16 protein-coding genes are annotated in these 15686 nt (G+C 39.7%); 6 read left to right on the top strand and 10 right to left on the bottom strand.

The features are described 5' to 3' along the window. Window positions 1-456: 456 nt before the first annotated feature. The 3 genes from ACED20_RS18465 to ACED20_RS18455 all read right to left on the bottom strand — a co-directional run bounded on the left by ACED20_RS18465 (window position 457) and on the right by ACED20_RS18455 (window position 3813). Window positions 457-1656 carry a GAF domain-containing sensor histidine kinase gene (locus ACED20_RS18465; RefSeq protein ID WP_294220653.1) on the bottom strand — a complete coding sequence of 400 codons (1200 nt, stop codon included), beginning with the start codon at window positions 1654-1656 and terminating at the stop codon, window positions 457-459. 235 nt (window positions 1657-1891) lie between these two features. Next, the gene (locus tag ACED20_RS18460; RefSeq protein WP_294241098.1) at window positions 1892-2413 is read right to left on the bottom strand and encodes a DUF1440 domain-containing protein; all 522 of its coding nucleotides are present in this window, start codon (window positions 2411-2413) and stop codon (window positions 1892-1894) included. Between the two features lie 53 nt (window positions 2414-2466). After that, window positions 2467-3813 (bottom strand): alpha-amylase family glycosyl hydrolase, encoded by a 1347-nt coding sequence (locus ACED20_RS18455; RefSeq protein ID WP_345766126.1) that lies wholly within the window; start codon window positions 3811-3813, stop codon window positions 2467-2469. A 331-nt stretch (window positions 3814-4144) separates the two neighbouring features. On the opposite strand from ACED20_RS18455, the gene ACED20_RS18450 reads away from it, so the two are divergent. Beyond that, window positions 4145-4963, top strand: a complete 819-nt coding sequence (locus ACED20_RS18450) for a glycosyltransferase family 32 protein (RefSeq protein ID WP_378106229.1) — start codon at window positions 4145-4147, stop codon at window positions 4961-4963. A 433-nt stretch (window positions 4964-5396) separates the two neighbouring features. Here the strand turns inward: ACED20_RS18450 and ACED20_RS18445 are convergent, their stop codons facing one another. The 4 genes from ACED20_RS18445 to ACED20_RS18430 all read right to left on the bottom strand — a co-directional run bounded on the left by ACED20_RS18445 (window position 5397) and on the right by ACED20_RS18430 (window position 10098). After that, window positions 5397-6602 carry a hypothetical protein gene (locus tag ACED20_RS18445; protein ID WP_378106227.1) on the bottom strand — a complete coding sequence of 402 codons (1206 nt, stop codon included), beginning with the start codon at window positions 6600-6602 and terminating at the stop codon, window positions 5397-5399. Beyond that, entirely contained in the window at window positions 6577-7704 is a 1128-nt protein-coding gene (glf, locus tag ACED20_RS18440; RefSeq protein WP_294322738.1) for a UDP-galactopyranose mutase, read from the bottom strand. Before glf ends, ACED20_RS18445 begins: the two co-directional genes overlap by 26 nt. Then, window positions 7688-8785: a glycosyltransferase family 1 protein gene (locus tag ACED20_RS18435; protein ID WP_345766121.1), complete on the bottom strand. Its 1098-nt coding sequence runs from the start codon at window positions 8783-8785 to the stop codon at window positions 7688-7690. Before ACED20_RS18435 ends, glf begins: the two co-directional genes overlap by 17 nt. Before the next feature lie 365 nt (window positions 8786-9150). After that, window positions 9151-10098, bottom strand: coding sequence for a beta-1,6-N-acetylglucosaminyltransferase (locus tag ACED20_RS18430; protein WP_294200981.1), 948 nt, complete (start codon window positions 10096-10098; stop codon window positions 9151-9153). 437 nt (window positions 10099-10535) lie between these two features. On the opposite strand from ACED20_RS18430, the gene ACED20_RS18425 reads away from it, so the two are divergent. From ACED20_RS18425 to ACED20_RS18405, 5 genes are all read left to right on the top strand, one after another. After that, window positions 10536-11204 (top strand): DEAD/DEAH box helicase, encoded by a 669-nt coding sequence (locus tag ACED20_RS18425; protein ID WP_294241108.1) that lies wholly within the window; start codon window positions 10536-10538, stop codon window positions 11202-11204. A 76-nt stretch (window positions 11205-11280) separates the two neighbouring features. Continuing rightward, window positions 11281-11475, top strand: coding sequence for a cold-shock protein (locus tag ACED20_RS18420; protein ID WP_294200985.1), 195 nt, complete (start codon window positions 11281-11283; stop codon window positions 11473-11475). Window positions 11476-11707: 232 nt separating this feature from the next. Further along, window positions 11708-12163: a MaoC family dehydratase gene (locus ACED20_RS18415; protein WP_294223259.1), complete on the top strand. Its 456-nt coding sequence runs from the start codon at window positions 11708-11710 to the stop codon at window positions 12161-12163. Between the two features lie 69 nt (window positions 12164-12232). Then, window positions 12233-12697 (top strand): hypothetical protein, encoded by a 465-nt coding sequence (locus tag ACED20_RS18410; protein ID WP_294241110.1) that lies wholly within the window; start codon window positions 12233-12235, stop codon window positions 12695-12697. A gap of 351 nt (window positions 12698-13048) precedes the next feature. Beyond that, window positions 13049-13612, top strand: a complete 564-nt coding sequence (locus ACED20_RS18405) for an NADPH-dependent FMN reductase (protein WP_294266632.1) — start codon at window positions 13049-13051, stop codon at window positions 13610-13612. A gap of 116 nt (window positions 13613-13728) precedes the next feature. Here ACED20_RS18405 and ACED20_RS18400 read toward each other — a convergent pair whose 3' ends face one another. The 3 genes from ACED20_RS18400 to ACED20_RS18390 all read right to left on the bottom strand — a co-directional run bounded on the left by ACED20_RS18400 (window position 13729) and on the right by ACED20_RS18390 (window position 15670). Further along, on the bottom strand, window positions 13729-13965 hold the full coding sequence (locus tag ACED20_RS18400) for a hypothetical protein (protein ID WP_294223249.1): 237 nt from the start codon (window positions 13963-13965) through the stop codon (window positions 13729-13731). Window positions 13966-14053: 88 nt separating this feature from the next. Next, a complete protein-coding gene (locus ACED20_RS18395) occupies window positions 14054-14407 on the bottom strand; it encodes a hypothetical protein (protein ID WP_378106222.1) in 354 nt (117 codons plus the stop codon). Between the two features lie 894 nt (window positions 14408-15301). Then, window positions 15302-15670: a hypothetical protein gene (locus ACED20_RS18390; RefSeq protein WP_378106220.1), complete on the bottom strand. Its 369-nt coding sequence runs from the start codon at window positions 15668-15670 to the stop codon at window positions 15302-15304. Window positions 15671-15686: the final 16 nt, after the last annotated feature.

Raw genomic sequence — 15686 nt, 5'->3', positions numbered from 1 at the left:
AATACCGTCGATTTCAGCTGCAGCTCTTCTCCGGAACCGGAAGAACGATTGGTATTGGTGAATAGTTGGAATTCTATCCAATTCATTGACTTGAATGAAAATGCCATAATACAGGTTGTAATACTGGTATGTGATTTTTTAATTTGAATATGGCATGATCTATAGTAACCAAATACACAAAAAACAAAATGCAAACAGGATCATTTGATAGGAAGACCCTTAATATGCATTCACTGAAGAAACTTCAGGCATCCGGTTCCTTCTTCCAGCCTTTCACCTGGTTTCTGCTTTGGGTTCACATTAATAATAATTCCTGAAAATCGTCAGAGGTTTTTATATAAATCTATTTAGCTTACTTCAAATGAAAGCAAGAGTACCGATATGAAAAATCATGATTGTTCCGGACATCCTGTTGACGAAATAAACGAAAAAAGGGCTACCATTGGATTTGTAAAATCATTTCGGCAGCTGCAGGAAAAAAGTACTTCCTTTTCCACGACCTTCACTTTCCGCCCAGACCTTGCCGTTGTGCATATCGGCGAGGATCTTCACCGAATACAGTCCGAATCCATGTGATCGTTCGTTGGCCGTAGGTACGGAAGAAAGGTTTGAAAATTTAGTAAACAGGAGATCGATCTCGGAACGGAGAATACCCTGGCCCTTATCATTCACGCTGAAAATGATCGAATCATCATGCTCCTTACAAGAGACACAGATCTCTGAGCCGAAAGGGGAATATTTTGAGGCATTGCTCAGGTAATTCGTCAGAATATCGATAAGACGCTGGCGATCGGCTTTGATGCCGGTATCCGTGGAAATATCCAGTTTTATTTGTTGTCGCTTGTTGCTGAGGATCTGTCCCAGGCTGGCACATACTTCATCGATAATCTCTTTAGGGTTGATAGAGGTAATCTCCAGTTCGATATATTGTTCTTCCGAAGCGGCATCGCTAAGCATTTTGCTCAGCATCTGTTCTGTAGATCTCGTATTTTCCACAATAGTATGGGCAAGCCTGTGGATCAGATTTCCTTCTTCAGTCTTTCTTTGTATTTGCTGTGCAGAAAGTCCAATGGAAGTCAGCGGATTAAGGACATTATGGACCATGTGATGAAGCCTGTCATCTGCTATCTTAGCGATCTTTCGCTTAGCTTTCATGGACTCCAGCTTATCCAGAACTACGCCTGCCAGTTTTTTTAGTACGGAATATTGAAATTCCGAAACGTCGTGCCTGGGCTTGCTGTCAATAACGCAAACGGTTCCGATGTTATAGCCGTCTTCTGTTTTTATCGGGGCACCCGCGTAGAACCGTATACCCCCTTCACATGCTACAAAAGGCTTTTGCTTCAGGTCATCATAAAGATGGGTGTCATTAATAATGCATAATTCATTTTCGTGTATCGCAATAGAGCAGAGGCTGTCTTCACGAAGCACTTTGTTGATGGGAAGATTACTCAGGTTGGCTTTGAAAAAAACCTTATCGGTATCCACAAAACTCACGAAAGCACCCGGTGTATCAAAAAGTTCTGCAGCAATGGAAGCAACATTGTCAAACGTTCTTTCACTGGCCGTGTCAACTATACAGTATTGATTCAGTCTTTCGATCCTTTCTTCCTCATTATCGGGAATCAAGGAGGGCTTGGAAAAGTAATTCTTCATTATTTATGGATTTCTACTCAAAAGTATTAAAATTTAAGCAATTTTTCAGGGATAAATAAATATTATTTAGATTGATCAGGGATTAAGTAAAGCATTATTAATAGCATACATTTTTCTATTACAGGATCCTGAGCTTCATGGGATTAGAGATGGTTCATTAACAGCAACATACTCACCATTATAAGGAATAATGCCATAACAGCTCTGCGGGTTTCCAGCGTATAAGCAAATAGATCTAAAAAACAGCATTCAGTACTTTTCTGCTTTGTTCCATTGCCATCCCGAAAACAACATGCGATCCGAACTCCCATACCCACCACGAAGCAGGCATTTCATTTACCTTTGCCTGAAGGCCTAGCATCGGAACAGTGGAGCCATGGGTGAATGCCCAGACGGCTACTCCGGCAGCAATACCTTCACCCGTTTGGAAACGTCGGTTTCTGTTGGCGAGTACCACATAAGTTACTCCGATTACAGTCCCCAGCGCATAATGAATAATGTTCATAACCATTAATGTATCTTCTTCTGAAAGCTCCTTCCGGGTCGTATCATAATAGATTTGTCTGGCCAGGACCGCAGGCGGCATATTCTGCGGATGGCCGGTAACATCAGCGCCGCGAAGGCTCAGCTTATAAGGTTCCGGTGGAAACATCTTTTCTCCCAGCTTCTGCAAAGGCGGTTCTGCAAGTGATTTAATAAAAGAAGCAATTAATCCTACGGCAATGCCTTTTAAAATATTTTGAGTAAAAGTATTCATAAAAAGTGAGGTTAATGGTTAATCTTAGTTCAGCTTTTAAAGCTCAATGTATTTTATGAGTCAGTACAATTTGCTGCCTGTTCATGATGAAGGATCATATATTCCCACGGATTCATTGAGAGCACCAGGGTATCGGGAACATTCTTCTCTTCTTCTGTGAAAAGATTCACGTACCTGCCTGTGTCGAAAGAAGTATCAAACTGTGCGGTAACAGGTTTATTGCTGAGATTCATAAAGGCCAGTACTTTATCGCCGTCCATTTCCCGCACAAATGAAATTATCTGGTCCATCCTGTCGTTCACGATTCTTACCATTTCCCCGCCATATTTTCCGTTCCAGAGGGCTTTGTTCTTGTGCTTCAGGCTGAAAAGCGTCGTGTAAAGTGCTTCGTTTTCATGAGGCTTCCAGTCGATGGGATCTTTTTCAAAAAATTGCAGCGAACGGTCCAGTCCGGCTTCCTGACCGCTGTATACCAAAGGCATTCCGTCCATCATCACTGTAAACACCGTAGCCGCGTGCAAAGCTTCCCTGAAATTGCCATACTGATTGCCTTCCCAGGAATTTTTATCATGATTATCGAGAAAATTCAGGCGGATCCCTTCTTTCGGAAAGATGGATACATGCTCCGCAAGATAAGCTTCTGTAAGGATTTTTACGCTTCTTTCATTTAAAGCAAGCTGGTGGAGGATATTCCATAGCGTCCAGTTGTAGGTGGCATCAAAGGCTTTGCGGTGGAGTTCGCGGTCTTCGGCTTCTGCCAGCATAAACACAGGCTTAATGGCATCAAGCTCTTGCCGCACATTTTCCCAGAAATCAATCGGCACAAAGCTGGCAATATCGCAACGATAACCGTCAATGTCATATTCGCGAATCCAGAATTTCAGGGCTTCCGTCATATATTTCCGTAATTCAGGGTGGCTGTAATCCAACTCTATAATATCGTCATAATCCCTCCATCGGGTCGATTGGAAAGTGTTTTTTCTCGACTTTCGGTACCATTCGGGATGATCGGTCACCATATCATTGTCCCAGCTGGTGTGGTTGGCTACCCAGTCTATAATGACGTACATTCCTTCCTGATGAATGGCATTGATGAGGCTTCTGAAATCTTCTTCAGTACCGAATTCAGGATTGATGCCGAAGTAGTCTTTTACGGAATAATAACTGCCCAGGGTTCCTTTGCGGTGGAGTTTTCCGATAGGATTTACCGGCATCAGCCATATCAGATCGATTCCCATTTTTTTCAGTCTCACGAGGTCTCTTTCGATGGCTTTAAAAGTACCTTCTTCCGAAAATTGCCGAATGTTCAGTTCATAAACCGTTGCATTTTTCGCCCATTCGGGTAAGGTAATTTCTACATACTTTTCCGGCTGATACCGGGAATCGGTTTGCTGTTCCATAATCTTATAAAATAAATGGCTGTATCGTATCAAGCGTAAAAGAAATAAACGTACCATAATGAATACATTTACTTTATTTAATAGGGAAATCATAAGTCACCAAGAGAATATTCGATAAAAATCAGGGAGATGAAATGTATTTAAAATTGAAAATCAGGCTGATTAATCTTCTTTATATTTTCCCTAAAATGACTGATTTCTGCGAAATATTTTCATAATTAATAATTTATGGTATCTAAATGTTCTGTAATGCTACACTAAGGTTTGATTATTGCAAATACCAAAGAGCGGCAACGACCGTATCATACCGAAATCACTTAAAAAATAAAATATGATCCCAAAGAAAATACACTATTGCTGGTTCGGAGGCCATGCAAAACACGAACTGGCTGAACATTGCATCGCTTCATGGAAAAAAATCCACCCTGATTTTGAGCTTGTGGAATGGAATGAAAGCAATGCTCCGCTGGAAGACAATAATTATGTGAAAGAAGCGTTTGCCCAAAAAAAATGGGCGTTCGTATCCGACTACGTACGGTCTAAAGTGATGTACGAACATGGCGGAATTTATATGGATACCGATATGGAGCTGAAGATGCCACTGGGTGAATTTCTTACCGAAAAAGCAGTTTGTGGTTTTGAAGTAAAGGGTGTTCCGTATTCCGCATTCTGGATGGCTGAGCCGAAACATAAACTTGCGGCAGATTTTGTCGCCTATTACGACCAACAGAATGGATTTGAAGAACGCATCAATACCGATATTTTTTCAGAAATGCTGGAAAAAGAATACGGGGCAGACCGTAACAGCGACACGATCCAGAAACTGAAGCATGACGTAACCCTGTATCCGTCTGTTTATTTTTCACAGGACCTTCCCAAGAATTATGTAAGTCATCATTTCAACGGTTCATGGTTCGGAGGGGATGAAGAAAATACGCACAAAAAGATGGTTAATACCTATGGACTTCTGGATAGATTAATCACTCAGCCGGATGCGGCAAAATCCATAAAAAGCATCATTAAAGAGCATAAAATTATTGATGTGAATAAAGTTCTGGCACTTTTTCCGGAAGAAAGCATCCGTGAATTTCTGGAAAATTCAGAAACAAGGCAAAGTAATGCGGCAACATCTGAAATTACCGATAAATAATCCGATTTCAGGATTTTAAATTGCCGGTATTTAAAAATAAGATACCCATTTATAGTAACGTCGGGCTTTAGCCCGACGTTACTGTTTTTAATTAAATTTGGGTTCAGCCCAAACCTGACAATTTCAGGTTAAATTAAATCATCCTGTAAATAATTAGATCTTACTTAATATTTTAAAAGACCTCTTTTAATGTGCTTCATCCGATTCAACGGAGTTTATTCTTAGTTTTAATAATAAGAAATCTTTAGATTCGATACAGTAAAATTCAGTTTACCAAGCTTAGAAAGATTATACCTTAACTTCTTAATGTTAACATATATTCGTGTTTAAAAAGCTTTAAAAGTTCGTCATTTACCATTCAAAATAACCGGCCATCATGTTGACGTAAAAAAACATCAGCTTCCAGCTTCTCTCATCCGGTTTTTTAATCAGATTATATCAGCACATCCGTCGTCACGGGAACTTCTTCCTGTAATCCCAGATCCGACAGTTCCTGGCGGAATTCATTCAGTGCCAATAGGCTTTCATAGTGAATTTCCCTTTGCAGGCTGTCAGGGTCGGGAATATCCCATAACCCACTGTGGTGCCAGATGTCAGGAAAATCCCAGTCGGAACGGTCGATGATCGGATAGATACAGCAACCGTACAATGGAATTCCATTTCTGATGATCGACAGGCATTCTCTGCTGATCATTTTCAGCCAGCTATACCGTTTGTGTTCCGGAATGCTGGTCTCCGAAATCACGATTGGCCTTCCATAAAGAAGATAGACTTCACTGACCAGAATGCTTAAATTTTTCCATAATGGATTTGGCGGATCAGCATCCCAGGAAATAAACCGATGTTCATGGATCGTCCATGGGTTGTTGAAATAAAAATTAACCCCAATGAAATCCAGGTATTCCGGTTTTCCACGAAGTTCGGGACATATTTTTCCGGTGAGTATATCCAAAACCTGAAACTGTTCCAGATGTCTTTGATGGGCTTCAAGCAGTAATGCCGGGTCAGAAGGATCCGAAGCTGAAATATGGATGAGCGGTTCTGTCGGCATAATCTGTACCGAGGGATCGGTTTCCTTCATCATTTCTATTCCTTCGATATACGCTTTCATCAACATATATTTTACTTCCCAACCCTGCCGTACGCTGTACGGACTGGTTCCCTTTACCTCCCCGCCAAGCCACGAAAGAAAGCTTACTTCATTGATCGGGGTAACGATAAGTTCGCCATCAGTAACCATGCTCCGGTATTTTTTTACAAAAGCACAGCAGAGATGGGCAAAACGCCGGGCAAACATAGGATGCAGCGGAGTAAGGTCATCCGGAAACCCGAAATGGCAGATATCCCAGACCACCTGGATATGATGCGTCTGTGCATGGATAATAATGTCTTCCACCTGGCTCCAGTCGTACTCAAAAGGCCTTTTTTCCACAAAACTCCACCGGATGCCTTCCCGTACGGTAGCTATTCCGATTTCACGGAGATTTTCATAATCTTCGCCGATCAACCGGTCGTGGCCGGTTAATTCGGTCAGGTCGATCCTTTGCCCGAAAGCGTTCTGGTGATCGGCACATTCAAAACCGGCCATCAGAAACGACCGGAAAGGGTTTTCATCAGACGGCCTGAATCTGTACTTCATGTTCGCTTTCTTTTAATATTTTACGGAATAATGCCAATGACTGGGCAACCACCTGGTCCATATTGTAGTATTTGTAAGTACCCAGACGGCCGGTAAAATAGACATCAGGCATTTCATCCGCCAGCTTTTTGTACCGATTGTAGATCTCCTGGTTTTCTTTTCTCGGAATGGGGTAGTAAGGATCGCCTTCACCGGTAGGATATTCATAAACAACAGTTGTCTTGTGGTGAACCTGTCCCGTAAGGTGTTTGAATTCGGTAATTCTCGTATACAGATTGGACGTCGGGTAATTTACCGTTCCTGTGGCCTGGTACTTATCCTGATCCAAAGTCTCAAATTTGAAATCGATGGAGCGGTAGGGCAGCTTCCCGAACCTGAAATCGAAATACCCGTCGATCGGTCCGGTATAAATCAGTTTTTTATGTGGAATAAGATTCACCACATCCCGGAAATTGGTATTCAGCATGATATGGATATTCGGATGGGAAAGCATTTTTCTGAACATTTCCGTATAGCCGTTTTTGGGCATGGCCTGAAACGTATCCGTAAAATACAGGTCGTCGCTGTTGGTACGTGTCGGTACCCGTGCCGTTACCGAGGCATCCAGCTCTGAAGGGTCGAGGTCCCATTGTTTCCGGGTATAGCCACGGAAGAACTTTTCGTATAATTCTTTTCCAACGACATTGATAACTACATCTTCGGAAGTGAGTACCGGTTTCCGGGCTTCCGCTTTGGAGGCAAGGAAATCTACAACCTCATCGGAAGTCAGGTTTTTACCGTATAGCTTGTTGATGGTTGTCAGGTTGATAGGAATCGGTACCAGCTGGCCGTCTACGCTTCCCAGTACCCGGTGCTCGTACGGCCTCCAGTCGGTAAATCGTGAGAGATAACGGAATACTTCTTCGGAATTCGTATGGAAAATATGCGGACCGTACTGGTGAACCAATATTCCGTCTTCATTATAGTAATCATACGCATTTCCGCCGATATGACTGCGTTTATCGACGATAAGAACTTTTTTTCCCTGGCTGGCAAGGCGTTCGGCGAGTACGGATCCTGCAAATCCGCAGCCGGTAATCAGATAATCATACATAAATTCCATTGTTAGTTTTAATGGTGTCAATTAAAAGGCTCATTTTCCGGAAAGTATTGTCCCAGGAATCATCGGCCAGGAACTCGTCTACTTTCATCAGCCATTCTTTACGGGAATCTTTTCGGAGTTCTTCTTCTCCGAAAGCGATAAACGTATCGGCATTGTTGGCGATGTATACAAGGTTTTCTTCACCGTAAGGCCGTACTACATCTTTAATAGGTGTGGAAATCACAGGGATTCCTGCCGCAAGATATTCTGGCGTTTTGGTCGGGCTGATGAATTCCGTAGATTCATTGATGGCAAATAAAACCAGGGCAATATCCCAATGACTGATGTACTGGGGAAGATCATCGTATTTTTTAGGACCTAAATAATGGATATTTTCGGCCTTCGGAAGTTCCGCCGGATCAATTTTTACCACCGGTCCGATGATCACGAAATGCCAGTCGGGTTTCCGAGCGGAAACTTCTTTCAGTAACTCAATGTCAAATCTTTCATCAATGACTCCGAAAAATCCAAATCTCGGGTGGGGAATATGCTGCTGATCGGAGCTGTCGGTTGTTTTTCTCCTTGCTTGCCGAAAATGCTCTTTATCTATGCTGCTGGGAAACGGATGAATGTTATGATGACGGTCTTTTTTAGCCTGGTACAGGGTATGGCCGCCGGTAAAAACAACATCCGCCTTTTTGAAGAGTTCTTCCTCTAATTCCAGCAGCTGCGGCGGGGCAAAACGGAAAGCCGACAGCTCATCCATCGAATCGTAAACGGTAACTTTTGGGGTAAGATGAGCGGTGTACTCCAGTGCCATCGGGGTATAATACCAGCAGAGGTAATCCTGTATATGCTGATCTTTTAAAAACCTGTCCATAATCCGGGTCATTCTTCCTTTGTAGTCGTCATGATGATTTTCGATATGGATTATCACAACCGAAATACCGTCCTGCTTTATAATCTCATAAGAATCGGGTCCGGTATGGGGTTCTTCAAAATAAAAAACGTTATAGTTTTTGGCAAACCGGGTAAGTACATGCTGAGGGCGCTGAAATATGAAATTCCACCGCAAATGGCTGAAGCATAAAATATTTTGCATAAGGTGTTGATGTTAATATTCATAAAGCTAGGATTAAAACATCAGGAAGCATCATGACTGCAGTCATAAGCAGTGAGGCGTAATTGTGCTATCAATAAGGATTTTGTATTATTTATTATAGAGCCAAACCACACAAGAATTTGATTTTATTCTTTTGGCTAAAGTAATTTCAATATAACAAGTGCTGTGGGCTTTGATCCATTTGGGATATGAGGTGCTAAATCGGATTTTGCCGAGAATTATGATTGATTTTCCTAGCTGGAAATTCTTACACTTCAGGTTGAGGGTTTGTATCGTTTAAATATTAAGATAATTAAATCTGCCTTATGAAATTTGTCGGATGATACGTTCTTAGAACGTTGAGATCAATTGTTATCGCGGTTATTTCTTTTCAGTTCGCGTTCGATCTCGTTAATTTCCGCTAGCGGCGTATGATAATGGGTCTGGATGTAATGCAGGATATTTTCATCGGTTTTACCATTGATTTTCCTGATAAAAAGATGATTGCCGGCAGTAAGAGAGGTGAGGAAATCCTCTGTAGGATGTCCGCATCTGAAGAAAGTCTTCTCGATGCTTGCCCTTTTGTCGTCATTTACAATGATGTCTTTAAAATCCGTATTCATAAGAACGGTCTGAAAGAAAGATTCTGCAGGTAAAAGGGTATGGAGGTAATAGTCTTCAAAATCCATTACCCTTTTGTTATTCGTCAGGAAAGTACAGGTTTCCCGGGTAAGGATAAACCATTTTTCTCCGATATACGGTGTAACACCCTCCATGAATTCCCTTTTGTAGAGCATCGACGAAATTTTGTGGGTTAGCTCGGTAAAATGATTCTGGATCCTTTGCATGGTGTCGGGCCTGTAAAACTTCTGGTCGTAGTAAAAAAGATAATTTCGTCCTTTATTGCTGGTGAGAAAGTGACGGATGATATCCTGTGATCGGAGCGGGTAATCTTCACCGCTTAAATTGATGAAGTAATCCCATTCCCGGCTTACATTCAACAAATATTCCATCGCATTGAGCTCAGCCTGGATCACACTGAAGCCTCCGGGTAAAATATTCATACTTTCAAGAAGATAGGCATTGGGAAACTGCAACAGGTACAGCTGGATTTCTTCCGTAAATTTAGCACTGGCTTTACGGTCGATATGAATCAGGTAAAACTGGTCGCGTGTGTAGATTTTTTCAAACATGGCTTTAAAAACATTGGGTTTATGATGTACCATGATGAAGTAAGCGATTCGTATGTGCCTGGAAGGAGGGATTTCTGTAGGCTTGAACAGGGGCTGTGGAATAGGAGAATACGTTTGCATAAGGCTGAAATTTAAAATTATCCGCAGTCTGCAAACAATTTGTTTTTTGTGTGCGTAAGCTACGAATATAATTTTGAAAATCAGTGAATTATATTCATTGTTTTCCAATTATTTTCGCTTACATTTGCAGGGTATTCATAAAACAGGTTCCTGCCTTCGCCGTACTGATTTAATTTAAATTACATTTTTATCATTCAGTTTTGCTTTTTCAGCTGCCCGATTATTAATCTGCCCCGATGATAAAAGCCGGCTTAAAATCCCTTTTATTTTAGAAATGATATGTCATTGCAGGCTGTTGTTCAATATTGTTATTTTCAGATAAATTATTGTGCAGGCCATGCAAAAGTGGTAAATGGATAGAGCATCTTTATTTATCATCCATACGATACGGATTCCGTAAACGGGTCCGTTACAAAATACCGGGCAACCGGCCGATTATGATCAGTTTTAAAAACTTACATTTAATCAATCCGATTATCCGCGCCGTTACGGAAGCAGGGTATTCGAAGCCTACCGAATTGCAGAACTTTGCAGTGCCGCATATTCTGGCAGGTCATGACGTAATCGCCTGTTCGCATTCCGGAACCGGAAAAACCGCTGCATTTGTAATGCCCATCCTTCAGCTGCTGCAGAAAAATTCTCAGGAGCACGGGAAAATAAGGGTTGTTATTTTGAGCCCGGCAAAAGAATTCGTAATGGGAGTTGAGGAAAAGTTGGAAATTTACAGCAAATATCTTCCGCTTTCACAGCTTTCCGTGTTCGACGGCATTTCAGCCGGCGGACAGCTTTCTGCCTTAAGAAAAAGGGTAGACCTGCTTGTAGCGACCCCGGAAAGATTATTGGAACTTGCCGTTCAGCGATACATTGATCTTTCCAAAATCGAAATACTGGTCCTGGATGAAGCCGACCGGATATTTGAAACGGGAGGAGCAGATGAGGTGAAAGAAATTCTGAAACTGATGCCTAACAAGAGACAGACGCTGTTTTTTTCGGCAGCGATGCCTGAGAGGATCAGGAAATTTGCAGAAGCGGTTCTGCGCAAACCGGTGGAAGTTACGGTGAGCCGTTACCAACAGGAAGAAATCGGCAGCCGCTACGTATCATAGGACAGGATACAACATGAAATCAAATGATCCCTAAAGTGTAGGGATCGTGATAATATATAATTTAACAATCATTACCATGCAACAAGGCACAGTAAAATTTTTTAATGAAGCAAAAGGCTTCGGATTTATTGCTCCGGCAGACGGAAGCAAAGATATTTTTGTACATTCATCAGGACTAAGCATCAACTCGATCCGTGAAAACGATCAGGTTGTTTTTGATATACAGAAAGGAGAAAGAGGTTTAAATGCGGTTAACGTAAGACTTGCTTAATCCGGTTTCTGATAAAAAACTTACATAACGTTCCCGGCGGTATAAGCTGAATCTCATACTAATTCATATAATTTCAGTTGACCCATATATCGTTCGGAAAATAAAATGTAAGCAATTACTTATTATTTTGTTATGTTCATCTGCCTCCCGTGTTATGCGGGAGGTTTTTCGGTACAGGACAAAAAAATTACGTTCAAATGTAATAATTATGATAAATTAGTAAAAAAATAAAATGGTTATCATCAGTAATTTCGAAGAATACAAACAGCTGGAAGGAAGCGTAGCCGGCACTTCTGAGTGGCACACCATCGATCAGCAGCAGATCAGCCGTTTTGCGGAAGCTACCCTTGATCATCAGTGGATCCACGTGGATGAAAAAAAAGCGGCTTCGGAAGGGCCCTACGGTTCTACGATCGCACACGGCTATCTTACCCTGTCCCTTATCCCTTATCTCTGGAAGCAGATCGCAGAAGTACGAAACGTAAAGATGGAAATCAATTACGGAATTGAAAATTTCAGGTTCGGTTTGCCGGTTAAGGTAAATGATGAAGTATGCTTACAGGCTACTGTAAAATCCGTCAATGACCTGAGAGGAACGGTAAAAGTGGTTGTAGAAGCGAAACTTCTGATAAAAGATCAGGCCAAACCTGCTTATACCGGTGATGTTATTTTTCTTTATCATTTCTGAAGGAGAGAAACTGCCTGGAAATTGTACGAAAATTAAACAGGACGTTCATATTTTAAACAAAATCTTTAGATGGATGAAAAACTGAAATTGAATAATGACAGTCAAACGGACAGCGTTGGATTAAAAATTTCTGAAACAGACGAGATGCTGATCGGCAATTGTGTGCATGATTTCTACCATATCTTTTCCAATAATATTCGTCAGCCCGATTTTGATAAGATTCATGAAGTGTGTTCTTTATCGGCAAGTATTATCAAAAAGTCAACGGAATGCACGGAAGTATATGACCTGAAAGCCTTTATCGATCCTAGGAAAAAGATCCTTACAGACGGTACTTTAACAGAGTTCAGCGAATGGGAAACGGGAGAAGAAACCCGGATTACGGGAAATATTGCCCAGCGGTATTCAACGTACCGGAAAAAAGGCCTGCTTCGCGGGGAATATTTTGAAGCTTCGGGCCGTAAAATGTTTCAGTTTATCAAAGAAAGCGGCATCTGGAAGATTGTACATGTGATTTGGGAGGATGAGGTGTAGTCTATGCTATATTTTTAACATGTAGGAATTAAGGTTTAATTTCTTTCCGTTTAATAAACTGAATTTGACTGCGTCAAATCTAAATATTTTTTACTATTAAGAATCAACTTCGTTTATTTAGATGAAGCGACATTAAGCAGAAGTCTATAAAAAATTATTATATCAAATTTAAATATCCTCTAAGTAAATTTATTTAAAATTAATTACATTTTGGATTTTTACTTTTTTATTATTGTTGAAATAAATTGAGTCCTGTTGAATTCATATGATAATACTGCGGCGGCATTAAGTTAATTTAGCGGAATACGTATGGCTTGGTTCTTGAAAGCGTAAAGATAAAATCTACACATTATGAACAATCGAATCGGAATTATTGCCGGAAGTCTTCGAAAGGCCTCATTCTCTAAAAAACTGGCTAAAGCCGTTAAAGATCTACAGCCGGAAGGCTTTGAATTTGAAATAATTTCACTGGAAAATTTACCCATTTACAACCAGGATTTTGATGATTTCAACGAAGTGCCCGAATCGTACACAGAATTCAGGACCAAGTTGAAAGACATCGAGGGTTTTATCTTTATCACCCCGGAATACAACCGCTCCATCCCCGGCGTATTGAAGAATGCCGTTGACGTCGGCTCCAGGCCCGCAGGAAAGAGCGTATGGGACAATAAACCGGCGGCCGTTTTCAGCAGTTCGCCGGGAAATATTTCTGCTTTCGGAGCCAACCATCACCTGAGACAGTGTTTTGTCTTCCTCAATCTCCCAACTATGCAGCAGCCAGAAGTCTATATTGCCAATGTCGCTGAATGGTTTGATGACGGAGGCAACATTAAAAGTGAAGAAAACAAAAAATTCCTGAAATCGGCGGTGGATGCTTATGCGGAGTGGTTTAGTAAGCTGGAGGGAAACAAATAACTAGTTTCATTTCTACTGAATATGTAAATTCGGAGAGGTGAACAATAAATTAAAAGACTGCTCAGATTTCGGGCAGTCTTTTATCCTTATTTTCCGGCAATGTACTCCGTCCATTTTTACCTCCACGCATTTACTTTATACCGGTTGAAATTTTCTTTCATATCTTTTATCCGGTCTGCCAGTGCCTGAATGCCAATCTTTAAATAGTTTTCTTTTTCCAATTCATCCAGCTGATAAATAATGTCAAGTCCGGGATTGGGTTTTTCAACAGTGACCAACAGTTCAAGAATATCATTTTGTTTGAAAATGTAATATTCCCAATCTTTTTTTTCCAGAAGTTTTTTGTTGTTCATTTTATAGGTTTTAGAGCGTGTGTAAATAAGTATTAGCAATCTTATTTAAACATGCTCTTATTTTATAAATTCTTATTTAAACAACCTCTTAAGAAAAATATTCTTGATCTCTGATTTTCCATTTTTCTAGATCTTCTATGGAAATCGCAGGCTCTCCAATAATATATTTGTTGAGATGACGTCCCTCAAAAAAAGTTTTACCTCTTGGCTGGATCAGACTTTTTCTTAGAACTCTTTTTATGATACTTTGTTTATCGGGATCAGTAATATCTTCTTGCGAAAACTCATTGGTCATTTCTTCTGAGAAAGCCCTGATCATTTCATAGTATGCTGCGTATGGTTCCAATGGTTCATCAGGATCAAAATATCTACGGGTAGATACATGATAAGAATAAAAAGGGCGAATGATATAATCTGTCCCTACTTCTAATAATTGAGGCATGAAGACATGCTCTTTTATTTTATGATGTTCATCAATATACTGTAATAAAGCCTCATATAATTGAACATATACAGGAGGAGTTCAGGGGTAAGTTTGCCATCTAGGAATCTTATTATTTTATCAATATTGCCTTGTATATCAAGATGAGAATATAATGTGCCAAATTCGCTACTCAACATTCTGTCGAGTATTTCTGTTTTATTTAGTTCTTCAAAGTTTTTCATTTTATTTATAGCCTATCTATTATTAATATATTTTGACTCTTTGGAGACCAATGTAGGTTTTCAAAATTCTTGATTAATTTTTTTGAGGATTTTTTGTTGTATATCTGTAATCTTCCCGAAAAACCCAAGGATTAACGCTTCCGTAAAATTTAAATCCTTTGACAACAATTTTAAATCCTTTAAATTTAAACCTTTTCGCTAAGTTTTCACCTAATTCGTCTAAGTTTTCAGCACCTTTAGAGATTCGTTTACCTAAGCCTTAAGTAAAAAACTCCGCAAAAGTTTTAAGCTCTGCGGAGTTTTGTTGATAATCCTTTTATTAAAGGAGATTAATTTTAATAAGCATTAAAGCATTAGGAGTAAATAGGGTATAAATAGACTTTTCCAAATTAATACAATCTATCACATTTAAAATATTTAAAAAATACAACTTAAGATTAATCTTCTTATCTATCTATACATCAAATAATTCAATTTCATTTTGACAAAATTTCATCAAAATATCTGCAATTGGTTGAGAGATGATCGGTAAACTATATAAATTACCAACCATATTACGAACATTGTTCTTGTGCTTTTTTAAAACAATATTTACATCTCTATTTTTTAAGAAACACTATCAACAGATAAATCGGAGATATCTTCATCAGAAATCAGTTAGAGCATTCGATTAAAACTCTTTGTAATCCATTTCAAAAGAAATATCTTTATAATCTTCATCTTTCCAATTTTCATTAGAAAAAAAACTACTCCATAATAACATAAAATATTGAATTAATTCTTCATTACTTATACCTGGTGCTAAATCTTCTTGAGGAAAAAAACTAAGTAATTCGATTTTGCTAGTATTATTTAAAATCACCTTTAGACTTTCTTTTAAATCTTTTAAAAACATTTCATAATTAGGCTGATTTATTGAGAAAAAATTTCTACTTTCCTTCAATTCTTCTTTATAACTTTGATATAAATCAGCTTTAAATGAAGCCTCTATAGATTGTAATAAAATAATCTGAATTTGTTTAACAAATATTTTTTTCATAAAATAATTATTTATT

Source organism: Chryseobacterium sp. sg2396 (assembly GCF_042610505.1).
GTDB lineage: Bacteria > Bacteroidota > Bacteroidia > Flavobacteriales > Weeksellaceae > Chryseobacterium.
Note: the sequence above shows the minus strand (reverse complement) of the source record. Positions and strands in the feature narration are given on the sequence as shown.

Coding starts and splice junctions, on each gene's coding strand:
- ACED20_RS18465 (WP_294220653.1), bottom strand. CDS start 1,656: ATGAAGAATTACTTTTCCAAGCCCTCCTTGATTCCCGATAATGAGGAA.
- ACED20_RS18460 (WP_294241098.1), bottom strand. CDS start 2,413: ATGAATACTTTTACTCAAAATATTTTAAAAGGCATTGCCGTAGGATTA.
- ACED20_RS18455 (WP_345766126.1), bottom strand. CDS start 3,813: ATGGAACAGCAAACCGATTCCCGGTATCAGCCGGAAAAGTATGTAGAA.
- ACED20_RS18450 (WP_378106229.1), top strand. CDS start 4,145: ATGATCCCAAAGAAAATACACTATTGCTGGTTCGGAGGCCATGCAAAA.
- ACED20_RS18445 (WP_378106227.1), bottom strand. CDS start 6,602: ATGAAGTACAGATTCAGGCCGTCTGATGAAAACCCTTTCCGGTCGTTT.
- glf (WP_294322738.1), bottom strand. CDS start 7,704: ATGGAATTTATGTATGATTATCTGATTACCGGCTGCGGATTTGCAGGA.
- ACED20_RS18435 (WP_345766121.1), bottom strand. CDS start 8,785: ATGCAAAATATTTTATGCTTCAGCCATTTGCGGTGGAATTTCATATTT.
- ACED20_RS18430 (WP_294200981.1), bottom strand. CDS start 10,098: ATGCAAACGTATTCTCCTATTCCACAGCCCCTGTTCAAGCCTACAGAA.
- ACED20_RS18425 (WP_294241108.1), top strand. CDS start 10,536: ATGATCAGTTTTAAAAACTTACATTTAATCAATCCGATTATCCGCGCC.
- ACED20_RS18420 (WP_294200985.1), top strand. CDS start 11,281: ATGCAACAAGGCACAGTAAAATTTTTTAATGAAGCAAAAGGCTTCGGA.
- ACED20_RS18415 (WP_294223259.1), top strand. CDS start 11,708: ATGGTTATCATCAGTAATTTCGAAGAATACAAACAGCTGGAAGGAAGC.
- ACED20_RS18410 (WP_294241110.1), top strand. CDS start 12,233: ATGGATGAAAAACTGAAATTGAATAATGACAGTCAAACGGACAGCGTT.
- ACED20_RS18405 (WP_294266632.1), top strand. CDS start 13,049: ATGAACAATCGAATCGGAATTATTGCCGGAAGTCTTCGAAAGGCCTCA.
- ACED20_RS18400 (WP_294223249.1), bottom strand. CDS start 13,965: ATGAACAACAAAAAACTTCTGGAAAAAAAAGATTGGGAATATTACATT.
- ACED20_RS18395 (WP_378106222.1), bottom strand. CDS start 14,407: ATGCCTCAATTATTAGAAGTAGGGACAGATTATATCATTCGCCCTTTT.
- ACED20_RS18390 (WP_378106220.1), bottom strand. CDS start 15,670: ATGAAAAAAATATTTGTTAAACAAATTCAGATTATTTTATTACAATCT.